At 57.2% G+C, this 18991-nt stretch carries 16 protein-coding genes; 10 read left to right on the top strand and 6 right to left on the bottom strand.

Annotation, left to right across the window (positions count from 1 at the left end):
- Positions 1-57: 57 nt before the first annotated feature.
- Positions 58-963: a LysR substrate-binding domain-containing protein gene (locus GOW93_RS19680; RefSeq protein ID WP_170387915.1), complete on the bottom strand. Its 906-nt coding sequence runs from the start codon at positions 961-963 to the stop codon at positions 58-60.
- 372 nt (positions 964-1335) lie between these two features.
- Between GOW93_RS19680 and GOW93_RS19675 the strand changes: the two genes are divergently transcribed.
- The 5 genes from GOW93_RS19675 to GOW93_RS19655 all read left to right on the top strand — a co-directional run bounded on the left by GOW93_RS19675 (position 1336) and on the right by GOW93_RS19655 (position 7525).
- Entirely contained in the window at positions 1336-3159 is a 1824-nt protein-coding gene (locus GOW93_RS19675; protein ID WP_170387913.1) for a BCCT family transporter, read from the top strand.
- 166 nt (positions 3160-3325) lie between these two features.
- Positions 3326-4873 (top strand): trimethylamine methyltransferase family protein, encoded by a 1548-nt coding sequence (locus GOW93_RS19670; RefSeq protein ID WP_170387911.1) that lies wholly within the window; start codon positions 3326-3328, stop codon positions 4871-4873.
- Between the two features lie 73 nt (positions 4874-4946).
- Positions 4947-6050, top strand: coding sequence for a mandelate racemase/muconate lactonizing enzyme family protein (locus GOW93_RS19665; RefSeq protein WP_170387909.1), 1104 nt, complete (start codon positions 4947-4949; stop codon positions 6048-6050).
- A 12-nt stretch (positions 6051-6062) separates the two neighbouring features.
- Positions 6063-6794: an SDR family NAD(P)-dependent oxidoreductase gene (locus tag GOW93_RS19660; protein WP_170387906.1), complete on the top strand. Its 732-nt coding sequence runs from the start codon at positions 6063-6065 to the stop codon at positions 6792-6794.
- Positions 6791-7525, top strand: a complete 735-nt coding sequence (locus GOW93_RS19655) for an SDR family NAD(P)-dependent oxidoreductase (RefSeq protein ID WP_170387903.1) — start codon at positions 6791-6793, stop codon at positions 7523-7525. Before GOW93_RS19660 ends, GOW93_RS19655 begins: the two co-directional genes overlap by 4 nt.
- Positions 7526-7534: 9 nt before the next feature.
- On the opposite strand, the gene GOW93_RS19650 is transcribed toward GOW93_RS19655, so the two are convergent.
- From GOW93_RS19650 to GOW93_RS19635, 4 genes are read right to left on the bottom strand one after another with little or no spacing between them, the layout of a single operon-like run.
- A complete protein-coding gene (locus GOW93_RS19650) occupies positions 7535-8875 on the bottom strand; it encodes an NAD(P)/FAD-dependent oxidoreductase (RefSeq protein WP_170387902.1) in 1341 nt (446 codons plus the stop codon).
- Positions 8872-10368: an aldehyde dehydrogenase gene (locus tag GOW93_RS19645; protein WP_170387900.1), complete on the bottom strand. Its 1497-nt coding sequence runs from the start codon at positions 10366-10368 to the stop codon at positions 8872-8874. Before GOW93_RS19645 ends, GOW93_RS19650 begins: the two co-directional genes overlap by 4 nt.
- Before the next feature lie 3 nt (positions 10369-10371).
- Entirely contained in the window at positions 10372-11289 is a 918-nt protein-coding gene (locus GOW93_RS19640; protein WP_170387898.1) for a dihydrodipicolinate synthase family protein, read from the bottom strand.
- Between the two features lie 7 nt (positions 11290-11296).
- Positions 11297-12007 carry a GntR family transcriptional regulator gene (locus GOW93_RS19635; RefSeq protein ID WP_170387896.1) on the bottom strand — a complete coding sequence of 237 codons (711 nt, stop codon included), beginning with the start codon at positions 12005-12007 and terminating at the stop codon, positions 11297-11299.
- Between the two features lie 137 nt (positions 12008-12144).
- On the opposite strand from GOW93_RS19635, the gene GOW93_RS19630 reads away from it, so the two are divergent.
- Positions 12145-13095, top strand: coding sequence for a GlxA family transcriptional regulator (locus tag GOW93_RS19630; RefSeq protein ID WP_170387894.1), 951 nt, complete (start codon positions 12145-12147; stop codon positions 13093-13095).
- A 248-nt stretch (positions 13096-13343) separates the two neighbouring features.
- Positions 13344-14012 (top strand): hypothetical protein, encoded by a 669-nt coding sequence (locus GOW93_RS19625; RefSeq protein WP_170387892.1) that lies wholly within the window; start codon positions 13344-13346, stop codon positions 14010-14012.
- Positions 14013-14202: 190 nt separating this feature from the next.
- Here GOW93_RS19625 and GOW93_RS19620 read toward each other — a convergent pair whose 3' ends face one another.
- Entirely contained in the window at positions 14203-14769 is a 567-nt protein-coding gene (locus tag GOW93_RS19620; protein ID WP_170387890.1) for a cupin domain-containing protein, read from the bottom strand.
- Positions 14770-14919: 150 nt separating this feature from the next.
- Between GOW93_RS19620 and GOW93_RS19615 the strand changes: the two genes are divergently transcribed.
- From GOW93_RS19615 to ald, 3 genes are read left to right on the top strand one after another with little or no spacing between them, the layout of a single operon-like run.
- Entirely contained in the window at positions 14920-16236 is a 1317-nt protein-coding gene (locus tag GOW93_RS19615) for an aspartate aminotransferase family protein (protein ID WP_438826209.1), read from the top strand.
- Positions 16237-16270: 34 nt separating this feature from the next.
- The gene (locus GOW93_RS19610) at positions 16271-17782 is read left to right on the top strand and encodes a CoA-acylating methylmalonate-semialdehyde dehydrogenase (RefSeq protein WP_170387886.1); all 1512 of its coding nucleotides are present in this window, start codon (positions 16271-16273) and stop codon (positions 17780-17782) included.
- A 25-nt stretch (positions 17783-17807) separates the two neighbouring features.
- Complete coding sequence (gene ald / locus GOW93_RS19605; RefSeq protein ID WP_170387884.1) at positions 17808-18917, top strand: alanine dehydrogenase; 1110 nt, start codon at positions 17808-17810, stop codon at positions 18915-18917.
- The last annotated feature ends 74 nt before the right edge of the window (positions 18918-18991 follow it).

Raw genomic sequence — 18991 nt, 5'->3', positions numbered from 1 at the left:
GGCGAGTTGCGCCGCCTCTACTCAATATCAGAAATCTTCACCAGAGGGTGATCTGACCTAAACCGAACTGTCCTGAACTTCTTGAATGATCCAATCTTTCAGGGCACGAGCGCTGTCCGTAAGTTCCCCGTCCGGGCGGCCAACAAGGTAGAACTGGTTCGGTGCGCTCAGGTGATGTGGGCCAATTACTACCAGCTTGCCTGATTGGAGCATTGGTTGGATCAGGCGTTGCCAGCCAAGTGCCAACCCAGCACCCTTGCGCGCCAGCTGCAGCGCCACCGAATAGCTGTTGACGCGTGATTCAATCGGAAGGGTGCCCGTATGCCCCAATTGTTGGAACCACTCTGGCCATGTTGTCCAGCTGCGATCCTCCGAAGCTAGATGAATCAGCCGCTCTGCCGCTAGTTCCTGCAGGCTGGCACCTGTTAGCCTTTTGGCGACTTCGGGGCTGGCAACCGGAACAAGGTGGTCGCGATACAAAGGGGTGTGCGACAGGGTCGGATCGCTATCGCGCCCGTAGCGTATAAAAAAATCCACATCTGGGCGGTCTCGGAACGGGCGGTCTTGTGATAGTTGATCCACGTTGACGTCTGGCATCTCGCGCCAGAACCGGATCACTGCCGGAGACAGCCACAACGCCGCCACCGCCGTCGTTGACCCGACCGTGACCTTGCCACCTGACTTGCGGTCTCGGATCGAAGACAGGACTTTCGAAATGCGCCCGAAGGAGGATGACAGAGCCTCGTGCAGAGCTGTGCCGTCTTCAGTCAAGGTAACGCCGCGGTGCTTGCGCTGGAATAATGTGGTATCCAACTCGCCCTCCAGCGCCTTGATCTGGTGGCTGACCGCACCGGGTGTGACTGAAAGTTCTTCGGCCGCGTTCTTGAAGCTAAGGTGTCGGGCGGCGGCTTCGAACGCAGACAGCGTGGTCAATGGTGGAAGGTTATAATGACGTCTAGACATGGTTCTTCAGGAATCGCTACAGGGTTACGGGTGAGCTTGGTTCACTCGAGTATTAGGATTTTTGCGGTTGAAAGCCAGCGCTGGTTGCTCAGAAGTTGCATTTGCAAGTAACGTTTCAGGGTTGTGTCGTAAAACAACAAAAACTGTCGGTTTTGGCTGGATGATCGCTGTCCTGCTGGGTTACGCAAACTGACAAAATTCTGTCGCTTTTTTAAGCGGCCTTGGGCCTAGCGCTCAAAAACCTTTCAGTGACCTGCTCCGACAGAGGAATGGTGCGGCGCACCACAGGACCGGGCTGAAGGAAAAACCAGAATTGGGACCTCGCACGACAGCGAGCTTAACCCAACGTATACCGCCAACACGGAGGACAAGATGTCGGTACCCGAACCATTTACAGACTTGGAGATAAAAACGGCGGATAGCGGTTTTTATGAAAATAACAGCGTACCAATTGCGCTCATTAGCAAAGGCATCATGGTTGCGCTGGTGCTGTGGGCTTTGGTGTTTCCGGCCAATGCCAACAGCACTCTGGGTAGCTGGAACTTCAAACTTCTGGAAGTGTTCAACAGTTTCTACATCGTAATCGTGGGCCTGTTCTTTTTCTTTCTGGCCGTTGTTGCGATTATCCCTTCGACGGGCAAGCGAGTGATGGGTCAGCCGGGTGAGAAGCCCGAATTCTCGAATTTCTCGTGGTTCTCGATGATGTTCGGCGCCGGTCTGGGTGTGGGCCTGATGGTTTTCGCCACGGCCGAGCCCCTGGGTCTGTGGGGATCGAACCCCGTTGTGGTTGCGGGCGACGTTGTGGGTAACGAGCCCGAGGCTGTGCAGTCGGCTTATCGCTACACCTATCTGCACTATGGGTTCCACGCCTGGGCTATCTACGTGGTGACCGGCCTGTCGCTGGCCTACTACGCGTATACGCGCAACATGCCACTGACCATCCGCGCGGCGCTGACGCCGCTGTTTGGCAAGCTGATGAACGGCTTTTTGGGCCACGTGGTTGATGTGCTGGGCGTGGTTGCGACCATCCTAGGTGTGTCGGTGACCATTGGGTTCGGCGTGAGCCAGTTCATCGACGGCCTGTACGCAATAACCGGCATGGAGTGGGTCATGGACATGGGCGGCGAGGTTCCGGCTCCATCGAAAGTGGGTCTGATCTCGGGTCTGGTTGTCATCATGGGGCTGTCGATCATCTCGGCTGTGTCGGGTGTTGGCCGGGGTGTTAAGTACCTGTCGAACCTGAACCTTGTTCTGTCGATCATCCTGCTGGGAACGTTCGTCGTGTTTGGTTCGTTTGTCTTCGCGATGACCACCTACGGCTCGGCGATGATCGACTACATCCTGCACTTCATCTCGCTCAGCTTTAACGCCTATGGTCCGCTTTCGGCCGAAGCCTTTGCGGCGGCCCTGCCGGTTGAAGCACAAGCGCATGCCGCTGATCTTATGGGTGGCGCGACCAATGCCTGGGGCAGCTTTGACGGCTTCAAGGGCGGTCTGGAAGGCGCAGCCGCCGAACTGGACGAAGCGACTCTGACTGCGGCCTATGCGGCAGGTGAGCAGGGGCGTCAGTTTGGTTGGCAGGCCGGGTGGACCACGTTCTACTGGGCTTGGTGGATCGCGTTCTCGCCCTTCGTGGGTCTGTTCCTGGCGCGTATTTCCAAGGGTCGTTCGGTGCGTGAGTTCATCTTGGGCTGCGTGTTCGCGCCTGCGCTGGTCTGCTTTGCCTGGATGACCGTTCTGGGTGGCACCGCGATTGACCTGGAACTGACCGGTGCTGCCGAAGGCGCGATCATTGGCGCCTCGAACACCAACAAGCTGTTCGTGACACTGTCCTACATGATTGACGGTGGGCTTCTGTCGATGCTGAACGTGATGTGTGTGGTATTGATCATGACCTTCCTGGTGACGTCTGCGGACTCGGGTATTCTGGTTATGAACACCATCATGTCGGGCGGCAGCCAAGAGACAGGCATCAAGCACCGCATAATCTGGGGTCTGATCCTGACAGCTGTGATCGGCACGCTGATCCTTGCAGCAGGTGACAACAACCCGCTGGATGCGCTGCGCAATGCGATGATCATCGGAGCCTTGCCCTTTACCATGGTCATGGGGCTTATGATGGTTTCTTTGGCCAAGGCACTGTTCCGTGACAGCCAGCGCGATAAGCACGGCGTCGCGACACAGGCCGCTGAATAAGCGTTCAGCCTAACTACTACTTACGAGACATGCGCCGCCCCCAGATCGGGGCGGCGCTTTTTTTGTTCTGAGGAAAGGGTCGCTTCTTGCAAGTAGATATCGCAATCAGTGAGGCAGCAGTGTTCCGAATCCCCCAATTTGATACTTAAGATTGGAGGATTGCCCCATGAACATCCGAAACGCGTCCCGTGCAGGCGGACGCTCTGCCCGCCGCGCTTTGCGCTCGGCCCCGAATTTTGAAATGCTGCCGGGCCTGACCCGCGGCATTCCCTTGTGCGAGGTAATGGACGCTGCACAAGTTGAACGCATCGACAACGCTTCGATGAATATTCTCGAAAATGTTGGTGTCCAGTTCCGCGACCCCATTGCTTTGGAGGACTGGAAACGGGTTGGAGCCAAGGTCGAAGGTGAATTGGTCTATCTGGACCGTGGACTGGTGCGCGAACTGATTGCCACCATTCCAAGCGACTTTACCTATCACGCGCGCGATCCGAAAAAGAATGTGCGGCTGGGTGGCAAGCACTCGATCTTCGTGCCGATGACAGGTGCGCCCTTCCTGCGTGATCTGGACGATGTGCGCCGTAACCCGACGCTGGACGATCTGGCGATGTTCCACAAGCTCAGCCACATGATGCCCGCGCTGCATTCTTCGGCGCATCATATCGTAGAACCCTATGATCACCCGATCAGCCAGCGGCACCTGCGCATCACATATTCGTCGATGAAGCACTCGGACAAGACGTTCATGGGCATGACCACCAGCCCCAAGAACGCCGAGGACGTGATGGACATGTGTGCGATCCTGTTTGGGGAAGAATTCCTGGAGGATCATCCTGTCACAACGGGCAACTGCAATGGTAACTCACCCTTGGTGTGGGATGAAACCATGCTGGGCGCGATGCGGGCCTTCTGCCGTCGTAAGCAGCCAGTTCTGTGTTCGCCGTTTGTATTGGGCGGGGCCAATACGCCCGCGTCTGTTCCGGCCACTGTGGCACAGCTGAATGCCGAGGCGCTGAGTGCGCTGGCCTATACACAGGTGATCCGCAAGGGGGCTCCGGCGATCTATGGCCACTACCTTTCGACCGTGTCGATGAAATCCGGCGCGCCGATGGCGGGCACGCCCGAGATCAGCCTGATGAACTTTATGATCGGCCAAATGGCCCGGTATTACGATGTGCCGTGGCGCACGTCGAACACGTTGGGCGGGGCTAAGACGTTTGATGCACAGGCGGGGTATGAATCCGCGACCACGCTTCAGGCAGTTGTCCATGCAGGGGCCAACTACATCTGGCACAGCGCGGGGTGGAATGAAGCCGGGATGCATTGTTCTGTCGCCAAGTTCATCGTCGATGCCGAGCAATGCGCCATGGCTTATCGCATGGCCGAGGGGCCGAAATGGCACGACTTCGATCAGGCCATTGCCGCGGTGCCGGATGTCGGGCCGGGCGGGCACTATCTGGGCCACCCGCACACTCAGGACAACTTCCAAAGTGCCTTCTTCATGCCCGAACTGTTCGACAATAACTCGATCGAACAATGGCAGGCCGAGGGCAGTGTCGAGATCACTGAACGCGCCCTGAACCGTGCCCGGTCTTTGCTGGCGGAATACGAGGAACCCAAACTCGATGAAGCCAAGAATGAAGCCTTGCTGGATTACATCGCGCGGCGAGAACGGGAAATTCCTGCGGCTGATGAATTGAATCAGAGCTACTAGAATAAACTCCCCGCAACTCACCCGCCCGGGCTACGGGCGGGCTTTTTCTTTCATAAACTAGCGGAAACGCGCAGTGAAAATCGCAGAAATACACATCTACAGCCACAACCTGCCGGTTCGGAATGGTCCATATACCATGGCACGGGCACAGGTTTGGTCTTTGGACACGACTTTGGTCAAACTGGTGGCTGACAATGGCCTGATTGGCTGGGGCGAAACCTGCCCTGTTGGTCCAACTTATGCCGAGGCACACGCCACAGGTGCCCGCGCTGCGTTGGCGTTGATGGCACCTGACCTGATCGGGGCCGAGCTGTTGCCCGTAACCTTGCATCGTCACATGGACAGCCTGTTGAACGGCCATAACTATGCCAAGGCCGCCATTGATATTGCTGTGCATGATCTGCTGGGTAAGCGATATGGTGTCAGTGTTTCGAACCTGCTGGGCGGAGCTGTAACGGACAGGGTGCCATCTTATTATGCGACCGGGGTGGGTGCCCCAGACGATATTGCGCGTCTGGCGGCCGAAAAGCTGGCAGAGGGTTACCCTCGATTGCAGATCAAGGTCGGCGGGCGTCCGGTCGAGATTGACATCGAAACGATCCATAAGGTCTGGGAGGTCGTGCGCGGATCAGGGATGCGTCTTGCCGTGGACGGCAACCGTGGTTGGACAACGCGGGATGCGCTACGGGTCAGCCGCGAATGCCTTGATATTCCCTTCGTGATGGAGCAGCCCTGCAACACGACCGAAGATTTGCAGAAAATTCGCCCGCAGGTGTCGCATCCGATCTACATGGATGAAAGCAGCACCAGCCTCAATACGGTCATCACCGCCGCAGGCACCGGTCTGGTGGATGGGTTCGGCATGAAGGTCACACGGATTGGCGGGTTGCACCCAATGCGCGCATTTCGCGATCTGTGTGAGGCCCGTAACTTGCCTCATACATGCGATGACAGTTGGGGAGGAGATATCATCGCCGCGGCCTGCACGCATATCGGAGCGACAGTGCGGCCCGATCTGTGTGAGGGCGTCTGGTTGGCCGCGCCTTATATCGAGGGGCATTATGACCTCGAGAACGGAATTCAGATTGAAGGTGGCCACATTCAGGTGCCGACCGGGCCGGGGTTGGGCGTTGTGCCCGACGAAAGCCGTTTCGGCGCGCCTGTGGCTTCCTTCTAAATAGGAGACAGCATGAAATTCGAAGGGAAAACAGCGTTGGTCACCGGTGCCGCTGGCGGCATAGGTGCATCTCTGGTGCAGCGTCTGCGAGCGGAGGGTGCCCGTGTGGCCGTCGCAGATCGCTCGGTCGACGGTATTGAGGCTGACGCACATCTGCCGGGGGATCTGCTGGACGCTTCTTATGCGGACGAGTTACCCCGGGCCGCCGCGGATGCGCTGGGCAGGGTGGATATCGTGGTCAATAACGCCGGGGTCATCTCGCGCGGGGCGGTAACCGAAACGACGGACCAGGATTGGACGCTGTCACTGGGCGTGAATGTCGAAGCCCCTTTCCGCATTTGCCGTGCCGCAATCCCGATTATGGCCGAAAACGGTGGGGGCGCTATCGTCAACACGGCCTCTTGCTGGGGTCTGAGGCCCGGTCCGAACCATGCTGTCTATTGCATGACCAAAGCGGCAATAGCGTCGCTGACCCAGTGCATGGGCATGGATCACGCCCATCAAGGCATCCGCATCAACGCCGTCTGCCCGAATGAGGTGAACACGCCGATGCTGCGGTCGGGTTTCGCCAATCGAGGGTTTGATCCTGATACGGCGGTAGGGGAACTGGGCCAGACGGTCCCGTTGGGGCGTATTGCTGAGCCCGAGGATATCGCTGATGTGGTGATGTTTCTTGTGTCGGACGCCTCACGTTATATCTGTGGTGCGTTGCTGGAAGTGAACGGAGGCAAGCCTGTCTCATGACCCGATTTGAAGGCAAAACCGCCCTGATTACCGGGGGGCGAAGCGGTATCGGTCGGGCCATAGCGCAGCGGTTGCGGGATGACGGAGCGAAGGTGTTCACCGCCCAACGCGGAGCAGACCCTGATTTTGATGGGATCGAGGCTGATTTCAACTCTCCCGACAGCCCGCTATCTGTTGTCGATCAGGTTGTCGACCAAGCAGGGCGGCTTGATATCCTGGTCAACAACGCGGGTATGATGCAGGAAGCCTCGGTCGAAGAGATGAGCCTGATGGATTGGCACCGCAACCTGACCGTCAATCTTACTGCGCCATTCCTTTTAATTAAGGCAGCACTGCCTCATCTGCGGCAGGTAGGCGGGTCGATCGTCAATATAGGCTCCATCGAAGGGCTGGGCAGTAATCCCGGCCACGCTGCCTATTGCGCATCGAAGGCCGGGTTGCACGGTCTGACCCGCGCTGTGGCCGTGGATCACGGGGTCGACGGGGTGCGCTGCAACGCGGTCGCGCCGGGCTGGATTGATACCGGGCTGAACCTAGATTTCATCGCGTCGATGCCGGACCCACAAGCGTTTCAGGAAGACATCAAACGCATCCATCCGGTCGCCCGAACCGGCGCACCGGAAGAAGTAGCGGCGCTGGTGGCCTTTCTCGCCTCGGATGATGCCAGCTTCATTACCGGACAGGTCTATACTGTGGATGGAGGCCGCATGGTCAAACTGAGCCTGCCCTGAAGGGCGGGTTCACTCCTTGCCCGAGCGCCACTCTTTCCAGATCAGATAGCTGTTCGCGCCCAGCGACGCGAAAGGTTCGGGTGGAAGGCGCGGCGGCGTTGGCTGGGTCAGGAAGTGACTGGCAATATTGGATTCGCCCTGAACCACCAGTTCAGCAATACCCATGCCCTGCAAGGTGCCACGGGCAATGCCCAGACCATTCTGACAGCAGGCCGAAAATACACCATCATCTATTTCGCCGAACGCGGCCGAGCCATTCCTGCTAAGGCACAGCATCCCAGCCCAGCGGTGTTCCATGCGCACGTTTGGCAGATGCGGGAACCGCTCGCGGAATTTGCGGTCGTGCACCCAGCCTGCATTGCGCAGGCGCATTGGGCTGGTCTCAATCGTCGGGTGGAAGCTGGAGCATGTACGGATCAGGATGCGATCTCCATAGCTGCCCGAGATGCGTCGGACCGATGTGCCCATGGGGTTCGCGGGGGTCACGGACCAGCGCGACTGACCACCCAGCGTTGTGATTTGTTCGGGCGTCAGCGGTTCAGTCATCGACGCATAGAGACAGATATGCATCAGCCGTCGCTGGTAGAACCCAAAGCTTTCCAGATGGCCGTTATTGGCCAAAATGATGCGCCCGGTTGCCACCTTGGCTTTGGCAGTTTTGACGACCCAGCCGCTGCCTAGTTTTTCAAATCCGGTGACTGGAGAGTTTTCATAGACACCGATCATTCCGGCCAGCCGTGCCGACAGGGCCCGGATATAGGCTGCAGGTTGGATCATAACCGTACCCGGTGCAAAAAGACCGGATGTATAGTGCGGGCTGCCAGTGATCTCCTGCATTTGCTGTTGGTCGTACAGCGTGTGTGGCTCGCCCAGTCGGTCGAGATGCGCGGCAAAGTCTCGGTTGTGTTGGTCACCCGCACGGGTCGCAGCCGCATTGAATTTTCCGCAGGCGTCGAACATCTCTTGCGGCAGTTCACACTCGGCCGCGACCTCTGAGGCAAACGCTATGGCTTGCTGGTTCAATGCGATCGCGGCGCGGTCTGCCTCAAGTCCGGCCCCGGCGTAATTGTCCGAGGCCAGATCATGCGGCAAGTCTATCATGAAGCCTGAGTTGCGACCGGCAGAGCTTTCGGCGAACGGCCCGGCTTCCAGCAGAGTGACCTTCAAGCCGGGGTCCAATTGCGTCAGCCGTCGCGCGGCGGACAGGCCAGCAAAACCGCCGCCGATGATGGTGACATCAGCAGTATGATCCTCGGTCAGTTCGGGCAGGGCCAGCTGCGGCGGCAGGATCGCGTTCCACCCTGCCGCACCGGTCTGCCGAGGCAAGCGCTTTGCTGTGTAGGCCGTCAATCGACGGCCTCATCGGCGTCGTCGGCAAGGTCGATCCAGATGGTTTTCAGTTGGGTGTACTGGTCGTGGGCGTGAACCGAGTTATCGCGACCGCCAAAGCCCGACTGTTTGTAGCCGCCGAAGGGGGTGGTGATGTCCCCCTCGCCAAAGCTGTTGACAGTAACTGTCCCCGCCCGGATCGCCCGCGCGCCACGAATGGCGCGTTTGGCGTTGGCCGTGAAGATCGACGCACACAGACCATAGTCGGTGTCGTTGGCAATCTTGATGGCCTCGTCCAAGCCCGAGACCTCGATCACCGACAGGACGGGACCAAAGATTTCCTCTCGTGCCAAGGTGGCGTCGTTGCCGGGTACTTCGACCACAGTAGCCTCGACAAACCCGTTTTCGGCCTTGCCGCCGATCACGACACTCTCGGCCTGATCCAGATAACCGCAAACTTTGTTGTAGTGGCCTTCGCTGACCAGTGCGCCCATGCGGGTTTCCGGTTCCAGTGGATCACCGATGTTCCACTGTTTGGCGTGATGGGCGATGCGTTCCAGCAGTTCCGCCTTTACATCCTTGTGCACAATCAGGCGCGATGAGGCCGAGCAGTTCTCGCCCATGTTCCAGAAAGCGCCGTTGACGATATGCGCCGCCACCCGGTCGAGATTCTCGGCGTCATCCATAACGATGGCGGGGTTCTTTCCGCCCATCTCTAGCACCACCTCTTTCGCGTTGCTTTCGGCGGAATAGGTCAGGAAGCGTTTGCCAGTTACGGTGGAACCGGTGAAGGACACCATATCAATATCCATATGCCGCCCAATCGGTTCGCCGACCTCGGCCCCGCCACCGGGGACGATGTTCAGAACGCCGCGCGGCAGGCCAGCCTCCATCGCCAGTTCGGCCAGACGCAAGGCGGTCAGCGTTGTTTCAGCCGCAGGTTTCACCACCACCGAACAGCCCGCCGCCAAAGCAGGCCCGATCTTCCACGCCAGCATCAACAGCGGGAAGTTCCACGGCAGAACCAGACCCACAACGCCAATGGGCTCGCGCACGACCATAGCGATATGATCATCACTGGCAGGCGAGACCTGATCATAGATTTTGTCGATCGCTTCGGCGTGCCATTTCAGGCAGTGGATCGTCTCAGGCACATCCACGGTTTCGCAGTCATAGATGGTTTTGCCGCTGTCGACGCTCTCCATCACCGCCAGCTCCCGTGCATTACGAGTGATCAACTTGCACAGACGGATCAGCACATCCTTGCGATCCGACGGGTGCAGTTTCGACCAGCGGCCATCATCAAACGCCTCACGCGCCTTTTCGACCGCAAAATCCACATCCGCCGCGCCGCAAGCGGCGATGTCAGCCAGTTTATCGCCGGTGGCGGGGTTCACCGTTTCGAACGTCTCACCCGAGATCGCCGGACGAAAAGCGCCGTCGATGAAAGCCCCAGTGGGCAGGATCAGGCCCGCGGCTATGGATTTGTATTCGTCCTGTGTCAGCAATTCCATGCCTTACCTCTCCGCCACAATATCTGCGATTGACTTCTTGAGTACCCGCGTCACCTGTTCCAGTGCGCGCTTGTCGTCCTTGTTGAGACCCTTCAGCGGAGGCCGCATGGCTCCTGCGTCGATCCCGTTCATGGTCACGCCATGCTTGATGGTCTGGATGAACTTGCCGCCCTGTTCCAGCACTCGCATCAGCGGCATCATTGCGCTCATGATCCGGCGGCCCTTGGCGAAGTTGCCTTCGATCACGCAGGCGTTGTACAGCGCCACATGCTCTGCCGGCAGGAAGTTCGACCCGCCGCAGACCCAGAACGGCGCACCCCAGGCGAAGAACTCCAGCGCCTGATCATCCATGCCGCAGCCCAGTTGGATATGGGGATAGTCGCGCGCCAGCAGGTGCACCCGGTTGATATCGCCCGAGCTTTCCTTGATGCCGCAGAAGTTGCGGCTGCGACCCACACGATCCAGAAATTCTTCGCCCATCATCGTGCCGGTGCGGTGCGGATAGTTGTACAGCATCACCGGCAGATCGGCTGCCTTGTCGATGGCCAGCGCATTCAATGCATTTTCCCGGTCAGTTGGTACCGAATAGGGTGGGCTGGCCAGCAGGATAGCATCCGCGCCGATTTCGCGTGCGCCGGAGGCCAACGCAATCGAGTCTGGCGTCAGCATCGCGCCAGTACCTACAACCAGGGGCAGGCGCCCCTTCAATCTGTCATGTGTGAACTTCGCCAATTCCAACCGCTCTTCCACGGTCTGGGCATAGTTTTCACCGGTTGAACCGCCTGAGATCAGGCCATGCACGCCATTCTCGATCAGGTATTCGATCACGTCGGACAGGGCGTCCCAATTCACGCTGCCATCGTCATGATGGGGTGTAACCACGGGGGTATAGATTCCCTCAAATCTGAAAATAGGGTTCATTCTGTCCTCATGCGGGTTTCGAAAGGGGCAGGGTGCCCATCGGGACATTCAACGCGTCAGGCATCACGAACAGCTCGATCTGATCGCGTGACAGGTTCCAGTGGTCCTCGGCCAGCTGTGCAGCAGCCGCCTCATCGCCTGCCTCGATGGAGGCAATAATGGAGTCATGCTGAAGGCTGGCTTCGGACAGTTTATCGGCCATCTTCGCCGTTTGCGGACGATAGAAGGTCATGCCGATCCGCGCGTGATCAATCAGCAGCCGATTGAACGACGGCAGAAGGTAGACATTCCCCGACATCTCGCCGGTCACGTCATGGAAGCGATTGTTCGCGAGTGCACGATCCTCGGCTGACCCCGCCCGCAATGCCGCCTTGAACGCCTGTTGCGCGTCTTTCAGGTCATCAATCTGGGCGCGCGTGGCGTTCTGTGCTGCCAGCCGCAGAATTGCGCTGTAGACCATCGGCGCGGCCAGAAAGAAATCGCGCAGGGTGGTATAGGACATCTCGGATACTCGGGCGCTGCGGTTGGTGCGCAGGTCCAGATAACCTTCGCCTGCCAACTGACGAAACACTTCGCGTAGGGGAGTCCGAGACAAGCCGAAAGCGTCAGAAAGGTGCGCCTCGTCCAAATCGGTGCCGGGTTGCAATCGCAGGGTCAGGATCGACGCCCGCAGGTGATCCCTGAACGCATCTTTGCGGGATTTAGTATCGTCTTTCATCCTATCTCCTTTGCTGCACCGGCACGAATCGCAAGGTCACCATGCAATCTTTCTGTACGTTAAAAAAATACAACTTGTATACAGTAAAGAATCGTGCAGCATAGATCATCGACCACGCCAAGCTGAATGGGACGCCCATGCACCAACCGCGCCACATTACTTTCATCCTGATCGAGGAATTCTCACACCTTGCCTTTTCCTGCGCGGTCGAGCCGCTTCGGATTGCAAATCTGGTTAGTGGGGAAGATCTGTATGAGTGGACGTTCCTCTCGGAACATGGCGAGCAGGCAGTGTGTTCGAATGGCTCGATCACCTTGGTGCACGGCGGGTTAGACGCCCTGCCGAAAACCGATCAGTTGTTTGTGCTGTCGGGTATCCATATGCGAAGCCATGTCACGCGGCCACTGCTGGCCATGTTGCGTCGTGAGCGGGCAAGGGGCACCCCCATCGGTGCGCTGTGCTCGGGGGCATGGCTTTTGGCCGAGGCAGGATTTCTGGTTGGGATGCAGGCCGCGATCCATTGGGAATACCACGACGCTTTCATGGAAGCCTTCCCAGAGGTGAATCTTGTTCGCAGCGTCTTTGTGGCTGATGAAAAACACATTACGGCTTCGGGCGGTACAGCCACAGCCGACCTTATGCTGCACCTGATCGAACGTGATCACGGTGAAGAGCTGGCCATCGCAGTGGCCGATCAGATGGTTTACAACGCCGTGCGCAATGCCACTGCCAAACAGCGAGTATCGCTGCAATCGCGCAATGGGATGCGAAATGCGCATCTGGCCAGCGCGATCCAAATTATGCGGGACTGCATCGAGGCACCTGTATCCCCATCGAAAATTGCTGACGATCTGGGGATATCGACCCGACAGCTGGAGCGGTTGTTTGGCAAATACCTGAACACGTCCCCCAAAAAGTACTTCATGGAACTGCGCCTGGAGCGCGCCCAAAAGCTGTTATTGCAGACCGAGTCCTCGGTGACCGAAGTTGCGATGGCTTGTGGATTTGAAAGCCCGGGTCATTTTTCGCGGGTATATCGGTCCAGTTTCGGCGTCACGCCGCACGCGCAAAAAAGCAAGATAGACTGAGTAATAGCGACGGGGGGAGCTGCTCTGAACCTCGGCGAGCCCGGCTGGTCAGGCGCTCACCCCCATATTCCCGCTCGTACCCCCTCGTTAAAATCAAACTCGTAAACTGATCAGCAGGATTAAGTATTAATATGCGACAAAAGGGGCATAACTTCTGCGAGAACGTGTCAGATATATGTATCTTTTGGTCGAAAACTGCTGGCTTTGCCCTATTTGAGGGGGCTCCTAACTGCATCAGATAGGCAGAAATGTTTGCTATCGATCGATTATGTTTGCGTTTAATCTTAGTTTGTGGGCTTTTTTGTTGCGCCAATAAAGGACGTTTTCTGCAAAAAAATGGCGCTAAATCGCAACCAAGTTTTAATAAGAGTTTCCATGTCCTCATCAGTTGTAAGACTTGGAGGACGGATATGAATTTGGAATCTCACGAAGCCGCAGTCGAATTTGCGCCGCGTGTGATCTCGATCGCCAAGCGTGAGCAGCAGATTTGCCAAGCATCCAAAGCTGCCGAGGCGGCATTCGAGCAAATTTCTTGTATGGCCGCGGATAACCTCCCGGTTCGCGGCGAAATGCAGGGCCGAGTGTTTTCCATTTTCCGCTGGTATTTCCTGTCGGCCTTTTGCACGCGCCTTCTAACCGACGCCGCGCATCGGCTTGAGCATCAGACCCTGCAGGTTTCCATAGACATTTTCAGTGCAGTTAAAATGGTTCTGACAGACAGCGAAATCGAACGGTCAATGGCCTTGGTCGGTGCAGAGCGAACATCTCCTGCGCTGGCGAGAGCGAACGACATTGGGTGCAGGGGGCACACGGTGGGCTGGGTCGCTGCCGGGTTGCACGAAAAAAGCCATGATCTCCCGCCGGAGATTCAGAATGCGCTGGCTGGTGCGCTCGCGGCTTCTGAACGGATCAATTGATTGTAAAGAAACAATGCAGCTTCAGGTGCTGGCGACCTACCTCAAGGGTTCGCAATTCCCTTCATTATAAATTCTAACGCAGCCTGCGCCTTTTGCTGGTCACCAAAGACGGGCTCGGTTCGGAACAGGAAGGGTTTCAGGGCCGCAGAACAGTAAATGATGCACCTTCAGATAGAAATCTCGCGATACTTCAGAACGACGATGGAGTACATGCGCTTATAACTTTGCAAGGCGTGTCTCCGGCATTCCGAAATCTGTGTGGCAGAATGCTGGAAAAATAATACGCATCTCCGGGGCCCAGCACCCTGGACTGCCCGTCTACGGTAACTTCTAGTCGGCCTTCGACGACAACCGCGCATTCCTCACCTTCGTGAGATAGGTCAGATCGGCCTGAGTCGGCACCAACGTCATACTCTTCGATTAACATCTGCAGCTTTCGGTCTCGGCGCTCACCCGCGACAAGCAGGTAGGACACGCCGGGTGAACCAAGATCACGCATGCTGCTGTGAGGGAAATAGAAGCTGTCCTCGTTTTTGAGTTCAAAGCTGAAAAAGAATCCCAGATTGATATCGACCCCCGCCAGAATCTTCTTTAGCAATGCAACAGAGGGTTGAGTCGATCCACTTTCAATTTGGGAGATCGTACCGCTACCTACTCCTGCTCGTTTGGCCATCTCACGCTGACTGAGACCTTTGGACGTTCGAATCAACCGTAGGCGCCTTGCGGTTTCCAGATCAGATGGTGAAGAGTTGCTCATGGTGATTTCCTGCTCTTGATCGAAAGCACTTTAAGCGGCCACGGACTGTTTTTCAATAACTTACAGATTCCCATAAAGCCGGGTGTGCGTGATGCGCTAACTCTGCAACTATCTTACATCAAATGAAATTCTGCATCGCGGGGAATGGATATGCTCGATAAAGCCAACGCAATGTCATCGTTCTGGATGCCATTTTCGGCTAATCGCGATTTCCTTCGCGAGCCCCGAATGATTCAGTCGGCTGAGGGGATGTACTACACCAGTTCCGATGGCCGCAAGGTCATGGATGGTACGGCCGGGCTGTGGTGCGTCAACGCAGGCCACCGTGACCCGCTTATCGTTGAGGCAGTTCAAAAACAGGTCCACGAACTGGACTATGCACCTAACTTTCAGTTCTCCCACCCTCAGGCGTTTGAGTTGTCGACGAAACTGACCGCGATGATGCCTGAGGGATTAAACCACGCCTTCTTCACCAATTCGGGTTCCGAGTCCGTCGATACTGCACTTAAAATTGCGCTGCATTACCACCGGATGCGCGGTGACGGCGCACGCACACGTCTGATTGGGCGTGAGCGCGGGTACCATGGGACCGGCTTTGGCGGTATCTCCGTCGGTGGCATCGTGAAGAACCGCATGCATTTCGGCACGCTTCTGACCGGTGTCGATCATCTGCGCCATACGCATGATCTGGAGAGAAACGCATTCTCACGCGGTTGCCCAAAACACGGTGCCGAACTGGCGGATGATCTGGAGCGGTTGGTCGCACTGCATGACGCGTCAACCATTGCAGCCGTCATCGTTGAACCGATGGCCGGTTCTACCGGTGTGCTTCTGCCACCGAAGGGATATCTGCAACGGCTTCGTGAAATTTGCGATCGACATGGCATCCTGCTGATCTTTGACGAGGTTATTACCGCGTTTGGACGTTTGGGTGCGGCGACAGCTTCTGAGTATTTCGAAGTTAAGCCAGACATCATCACAACAGCCAAAGGTCTGACCAACGGGGTTATTCCGATGGGTGCGGTTATTGTGTCCGACGCGATCTATAACTCGGCGATGGAAAACGCCGATGCGCCTATCGAGTTGTTCCATGGATACACGTATTCAGCAAACCCGGTGTCGTGCGCTGCGGCCCTGGCAACGCTGGCCAGCTACGAGAAGAACGATCTGTTCCGTCGCGCCGCTTTACTGTCGCAGCCCTGGGAGGATCAGCTTCACAGCCTCAAAGACCTGCCGAATGTCATCGATATTCGTAATCTGGGCTTGGTGGGCGCAATCGAACTTGCACCGCGTGACGGTGCGCCGGGTGCGCGAGGCTATGACGCGATGAAGCGCGCCTGGGATGCTGGAATTATGATCCGCGTCACCGGCGACATCATCGCCTTGTCGCCGCCGCTGATCATCTCGGAACCAGAAATAAACAAACTATGCCAAACACTTGGAGAGGTACTGGCGGACTTGCCATAACTCTTGACTTACAACTCCTAAAAGGACTGAGATCATGAAAGACGCATCCCCGATCACATTGATCGGTCATTACATCAATGGCCAAATCACCGCTCCTTCCGGCGAAACCACGCAGCCGGTGTACAATCCTGCAACCGGTGCTCAGACCGGCGAGGTTTCTCTGGCAACCGTCGAAACGGTTGACGCTGCAGTGGCCGCTGCTAAAGCAGCATTCCCAAAGTGGTCGAACACTCCCCCGATCCGTCGCGCCCGCCTGATGAACAATTTCCTGGCTCTGGTGCGCGAGCATAAGGACGAATTGGCCCGTGCCATTACTGTCGAGCACGGCAAGGTTTTCACCGACGCTCAGGGCGAAGTTGAGCGCGGTATTGATATCATCGAGTTTGCCTGCGGCATTCCGCAACTCCTCAAGGGCGATTACACGGAACAGGTGTCTACTGGTATGGACAACTGGACTACGCGCCAGGCATTGGGTGTAGTGGCCGGGATCACTCCCTTCAACTTCCCGGTCATGGTTCCGATGTGGATGTTCCCAATCGCCATCGCCGCAGGCAATACCTTTATCCTGAAGCCGTCGCCGACCGATCCGTCTGCTTCGCTGCTGTACGCCGATCTGATGAAGAAGGCCGGCTTCCCCGACGGTGTGTTCAACGTCGTGCAGGGTGACAAGGTCTCTGTGGATGCGCTTTTGGATAACGACGACGTGAAGGCAGTGTCCTTCGTTGGTTCGACCCCGATTGCGAACTACATCTACGAAGTGGGCGCGCGTAACGGCAAACGTGTTCAGGCTCTGGGTGGCGCAAAGAACCACATGCTGGTTATGCCCGATGCGGACATGAACAAAGCAGCGGACGCTCTGATCGGTGCAGCTTATGGTTCGGCTGGCGAGCGCTGCATGGCGATCTCGGTTGCCCTGCTGGTGGGCGATGCCGCTGATAAACTGATCCCGGTTCTGAAAGAGCGTGCCGAAACACTGAAAGTCAAAAACGGTATCGAGCTTGACGCTGAGATGGGCCCGATCGTCACTGCTGCTGCACGCGAGCGGATCAAGAGTTACATCGACTCGGGCGTTGAAGAAGGCGCGGATCTGCTGGTCGATGGCCGTGATTACACGGTCGAAGGACATGAGGAAGGCTTCTTCCTGGGCGGCACCCTGTTTGACAACGTCACCCCTGACATGAAGATCTACAAGGAAGAGATCTTTGGCCCGGTTCTGTCCTGCGTTCGCGTTTCGAGCTTCGCTGAGGGCCTGCAGCTGATCAACGATCATGAATTCGGCAACGGCGTGTCCCTGTTCACCCGTGACGGTAACGCTGCACGTGAATTCGGCAAGCAGGTTCAGGTCGGCATGGTCGGTGTGAACGTTCCGATCCCGGTTCCGATGGCTTGGCACGGATTTGGCGGCTGGAAGAAGAGCTTGTTCGGCGACATGCACGCCTATGGCGAAGAGGGTGTTCGTTTCTACACCAAGCAGAAATCCATCATGCAGCGCTGGCCTGAAAGCATCTCGGAAGGTGCCGAGTTCGTCATGCCGACGGCTAAGTGATCATCCTGTCTAAGGAGTGAAGAAAATGTTCATTGGTGTTCCCAAGGAAATCAAGAACCACGAGTACCGCGTTGGCCTGACGCCTGAGAGCGTCGCCGAGCTGGTGTCGCACGGCCACAACGTTCTTGTTGAAACCAATGCCGGTATCGGCATTGGGGCTGATGATGATGCCTATCGTGCCGCTGGTGCCGAGATTGCCGAAACCGCGGCCGACATCTTTGCCAATGCAGAGATGGTAGTGAAGGTGAAGGAACCTCAGGCCGTAGAGCGCGCCATGCTGCGCGAAGGTCAGATCCTCTATACATATCTGCACCTGGCTCCCGATCCAGAGCAGACCAAAGATCTGGTCGACTCGGGCGCGGTTTGCATCGCCTATGAAACTGTGACCGACGACAATGGCGGCCTGCCATTGCTGAAGCCGATGAGCCAGGTTGCAGGACGTATGTCGATCCAGGCTGGTGCGAGCGCTTTAGAGAAAGCCAAAGGCGGTCTGGGTGTGTTGCTTGGCGGCGTACCCGGTGTGAAGCCTGGCAAAGTTGTAGTCATCGGCGGTGGTGTCGTTGGCTTCAACGCAGCGCAAATGGCTGTCGGCCTGCACGCGGATGTGACCATTCTGGATCGCAGCCCTGCAGTTCTGGAGAAGCTGGAAAACCATTTCGAGGCGTCGGCCAAGGTTGTCTATTCGACCAAAGCTGCGCTGGAGGAAGAGGTTATCAATGCTGATCTGGTTGTTGGTGCGGTTCTGATCCCGGGTGCTGCTGCGCCCAAGCTGGTCACGCGCGAACTGATCTCAAAAATGAAACCAGGTGCGGTCGTCGTGGATGTGGCGATCGACCAGGGGGGCTGCTTTGAAACATCCAAAGCCACCACTCACGCAGACCCCACTTATGTTGTCGACGATGTAGTTCACTACTGTGTCGCCAACATGCCCGGCGCTGTTGCGCGCACGTCTACCTATGCGCTCAACAACGTCACCCTGCCGCATGCACTGGCCATCGCCAATAATGGCTGGAAGCAGGCGCTTGCGGACAACCGTCACCTTATGAACGGCCTGAACGTGGCCCATGGTAAGGTGACGTACAAGGCTGTGGCAGATGATCTCGGATACGAGTTCGTTGCCCCGGAACTTTGCTGACATCAGCAAATATACGCCCGCTTCAGCATGCTGCTGAGCGGGCGTTACTCGTCAACTAGGAGGAGATACTCGAT

Source organism: Ruegeria atlantica, assembly GCF_013032455.1.
GTDB classification, from domain to species: Bacteria; Pseudomonadota; Alphaproteobacteria; order Rhodobacterales; family Rhodobacteraceae; genus Ruegeria; species Ruegeria atlantica_B.
Note: the sequence above shows the minus strand (reverse complement) of the source record. Positions and strands in the feature narration are given on the sequence as shown.

Bases quoted from the DNA above. Each gene is read 5' to 3' on its own strand.
- GOW93_RS19680 (WP_170387915.1), bottom strand. From the start codon at position 963: ATGTCTAGACGTCATTATAACCTTCCACCATTGACCACGCTGTCTGCG.
- GOW93_RS19675 (WP_170387913.1), top strand. From the start codon at position 1,336: ATGTCGGTACCCGAACCATTTACAGACTTGGAGATAAAAACGGCGGAT.
- GOW93_RS19670 (WP_170387911.1), top strand. From the start codon at position 3,326: ATGAACATCCGAAACGCGTCCCGTGCAGGCGGACGCTCTGCCCGCCGC.
- GOW93_RS19660 (WP_170387906.1), top strand. From the start codon at position 6,063: ATGAAATTCGAAGGGAAAACAGCGTTGGTCACCGGTGCCGCTGGCGGC.
- GOW93_RS19655 (WP_170387903.1), top strand. From the start codon at position 6,791: ATGACCCGATTTGAAGGCAAAACCGCCCTGATTACCGGGGGGCGAAGC.
- GOW93_RS19645 (WP_170387900.1), bottom strand. From the start codon at position 10,368: ATGGAATTGCTGACACAGGACGAATACAAATCCATAGCCGCGGGCCTG.
- GOW93_RS19640 (WP_170387898.1), bottom strand. From the start codon at position 11,289: ATGAACCCTATTTTCAGATTTGAGGGAATCTATACCCCCGTGGTTACA.
- GOW93_RS19635 (WP_170387896.1), bottom strand. From the start codon at position 12,007: ATGAAAGACGATACTAAATCCCGCAAAGATGCGTTCAGGGATCACCTG.
- GOW93_RS19630 (WP_170387894.1), top strand. From the start codon at position 12,145: ATGCACCAACCGCGCCACATTACTTTCATCCTGATCGAGGAATTCTCA.
- GOW93_RS19625 (WP_170387892.1), top strand. From the start codon at position 13,344: ATGTTTGCTATCGATCGATTATGTTTGCGTTTAATCTTAGTTTGTGGG.
- GOW93_RS19620 (WP_170387890.1), bottom strand. From the start codon at position 14,769: ATGAGCAACTCTTCACCATCTGATCTGGAAACCGCAAGGCGCCTACGG.
- GOW93_RS19615 (WP_438826209.1), top strand. From the start codon at position 14,920: ATGCTCGATAAAGCCAACGCAATGTCATCGTTCTGGATGCCATTTTCG.
- GOW93_RS19610 (WP_170387886.1), top strand. From the start codon at position 16,271: ATGAAAGACGCATCCCCGATCACATTGATCGGTCATTACATCAATGGC.
- ald (WP_170387884.1), top strand. From the start codon at position 17,808: ATGTTCATTGGTGTTCCCAAGGAAATCAAGAACCACGAGTACCGCGTT.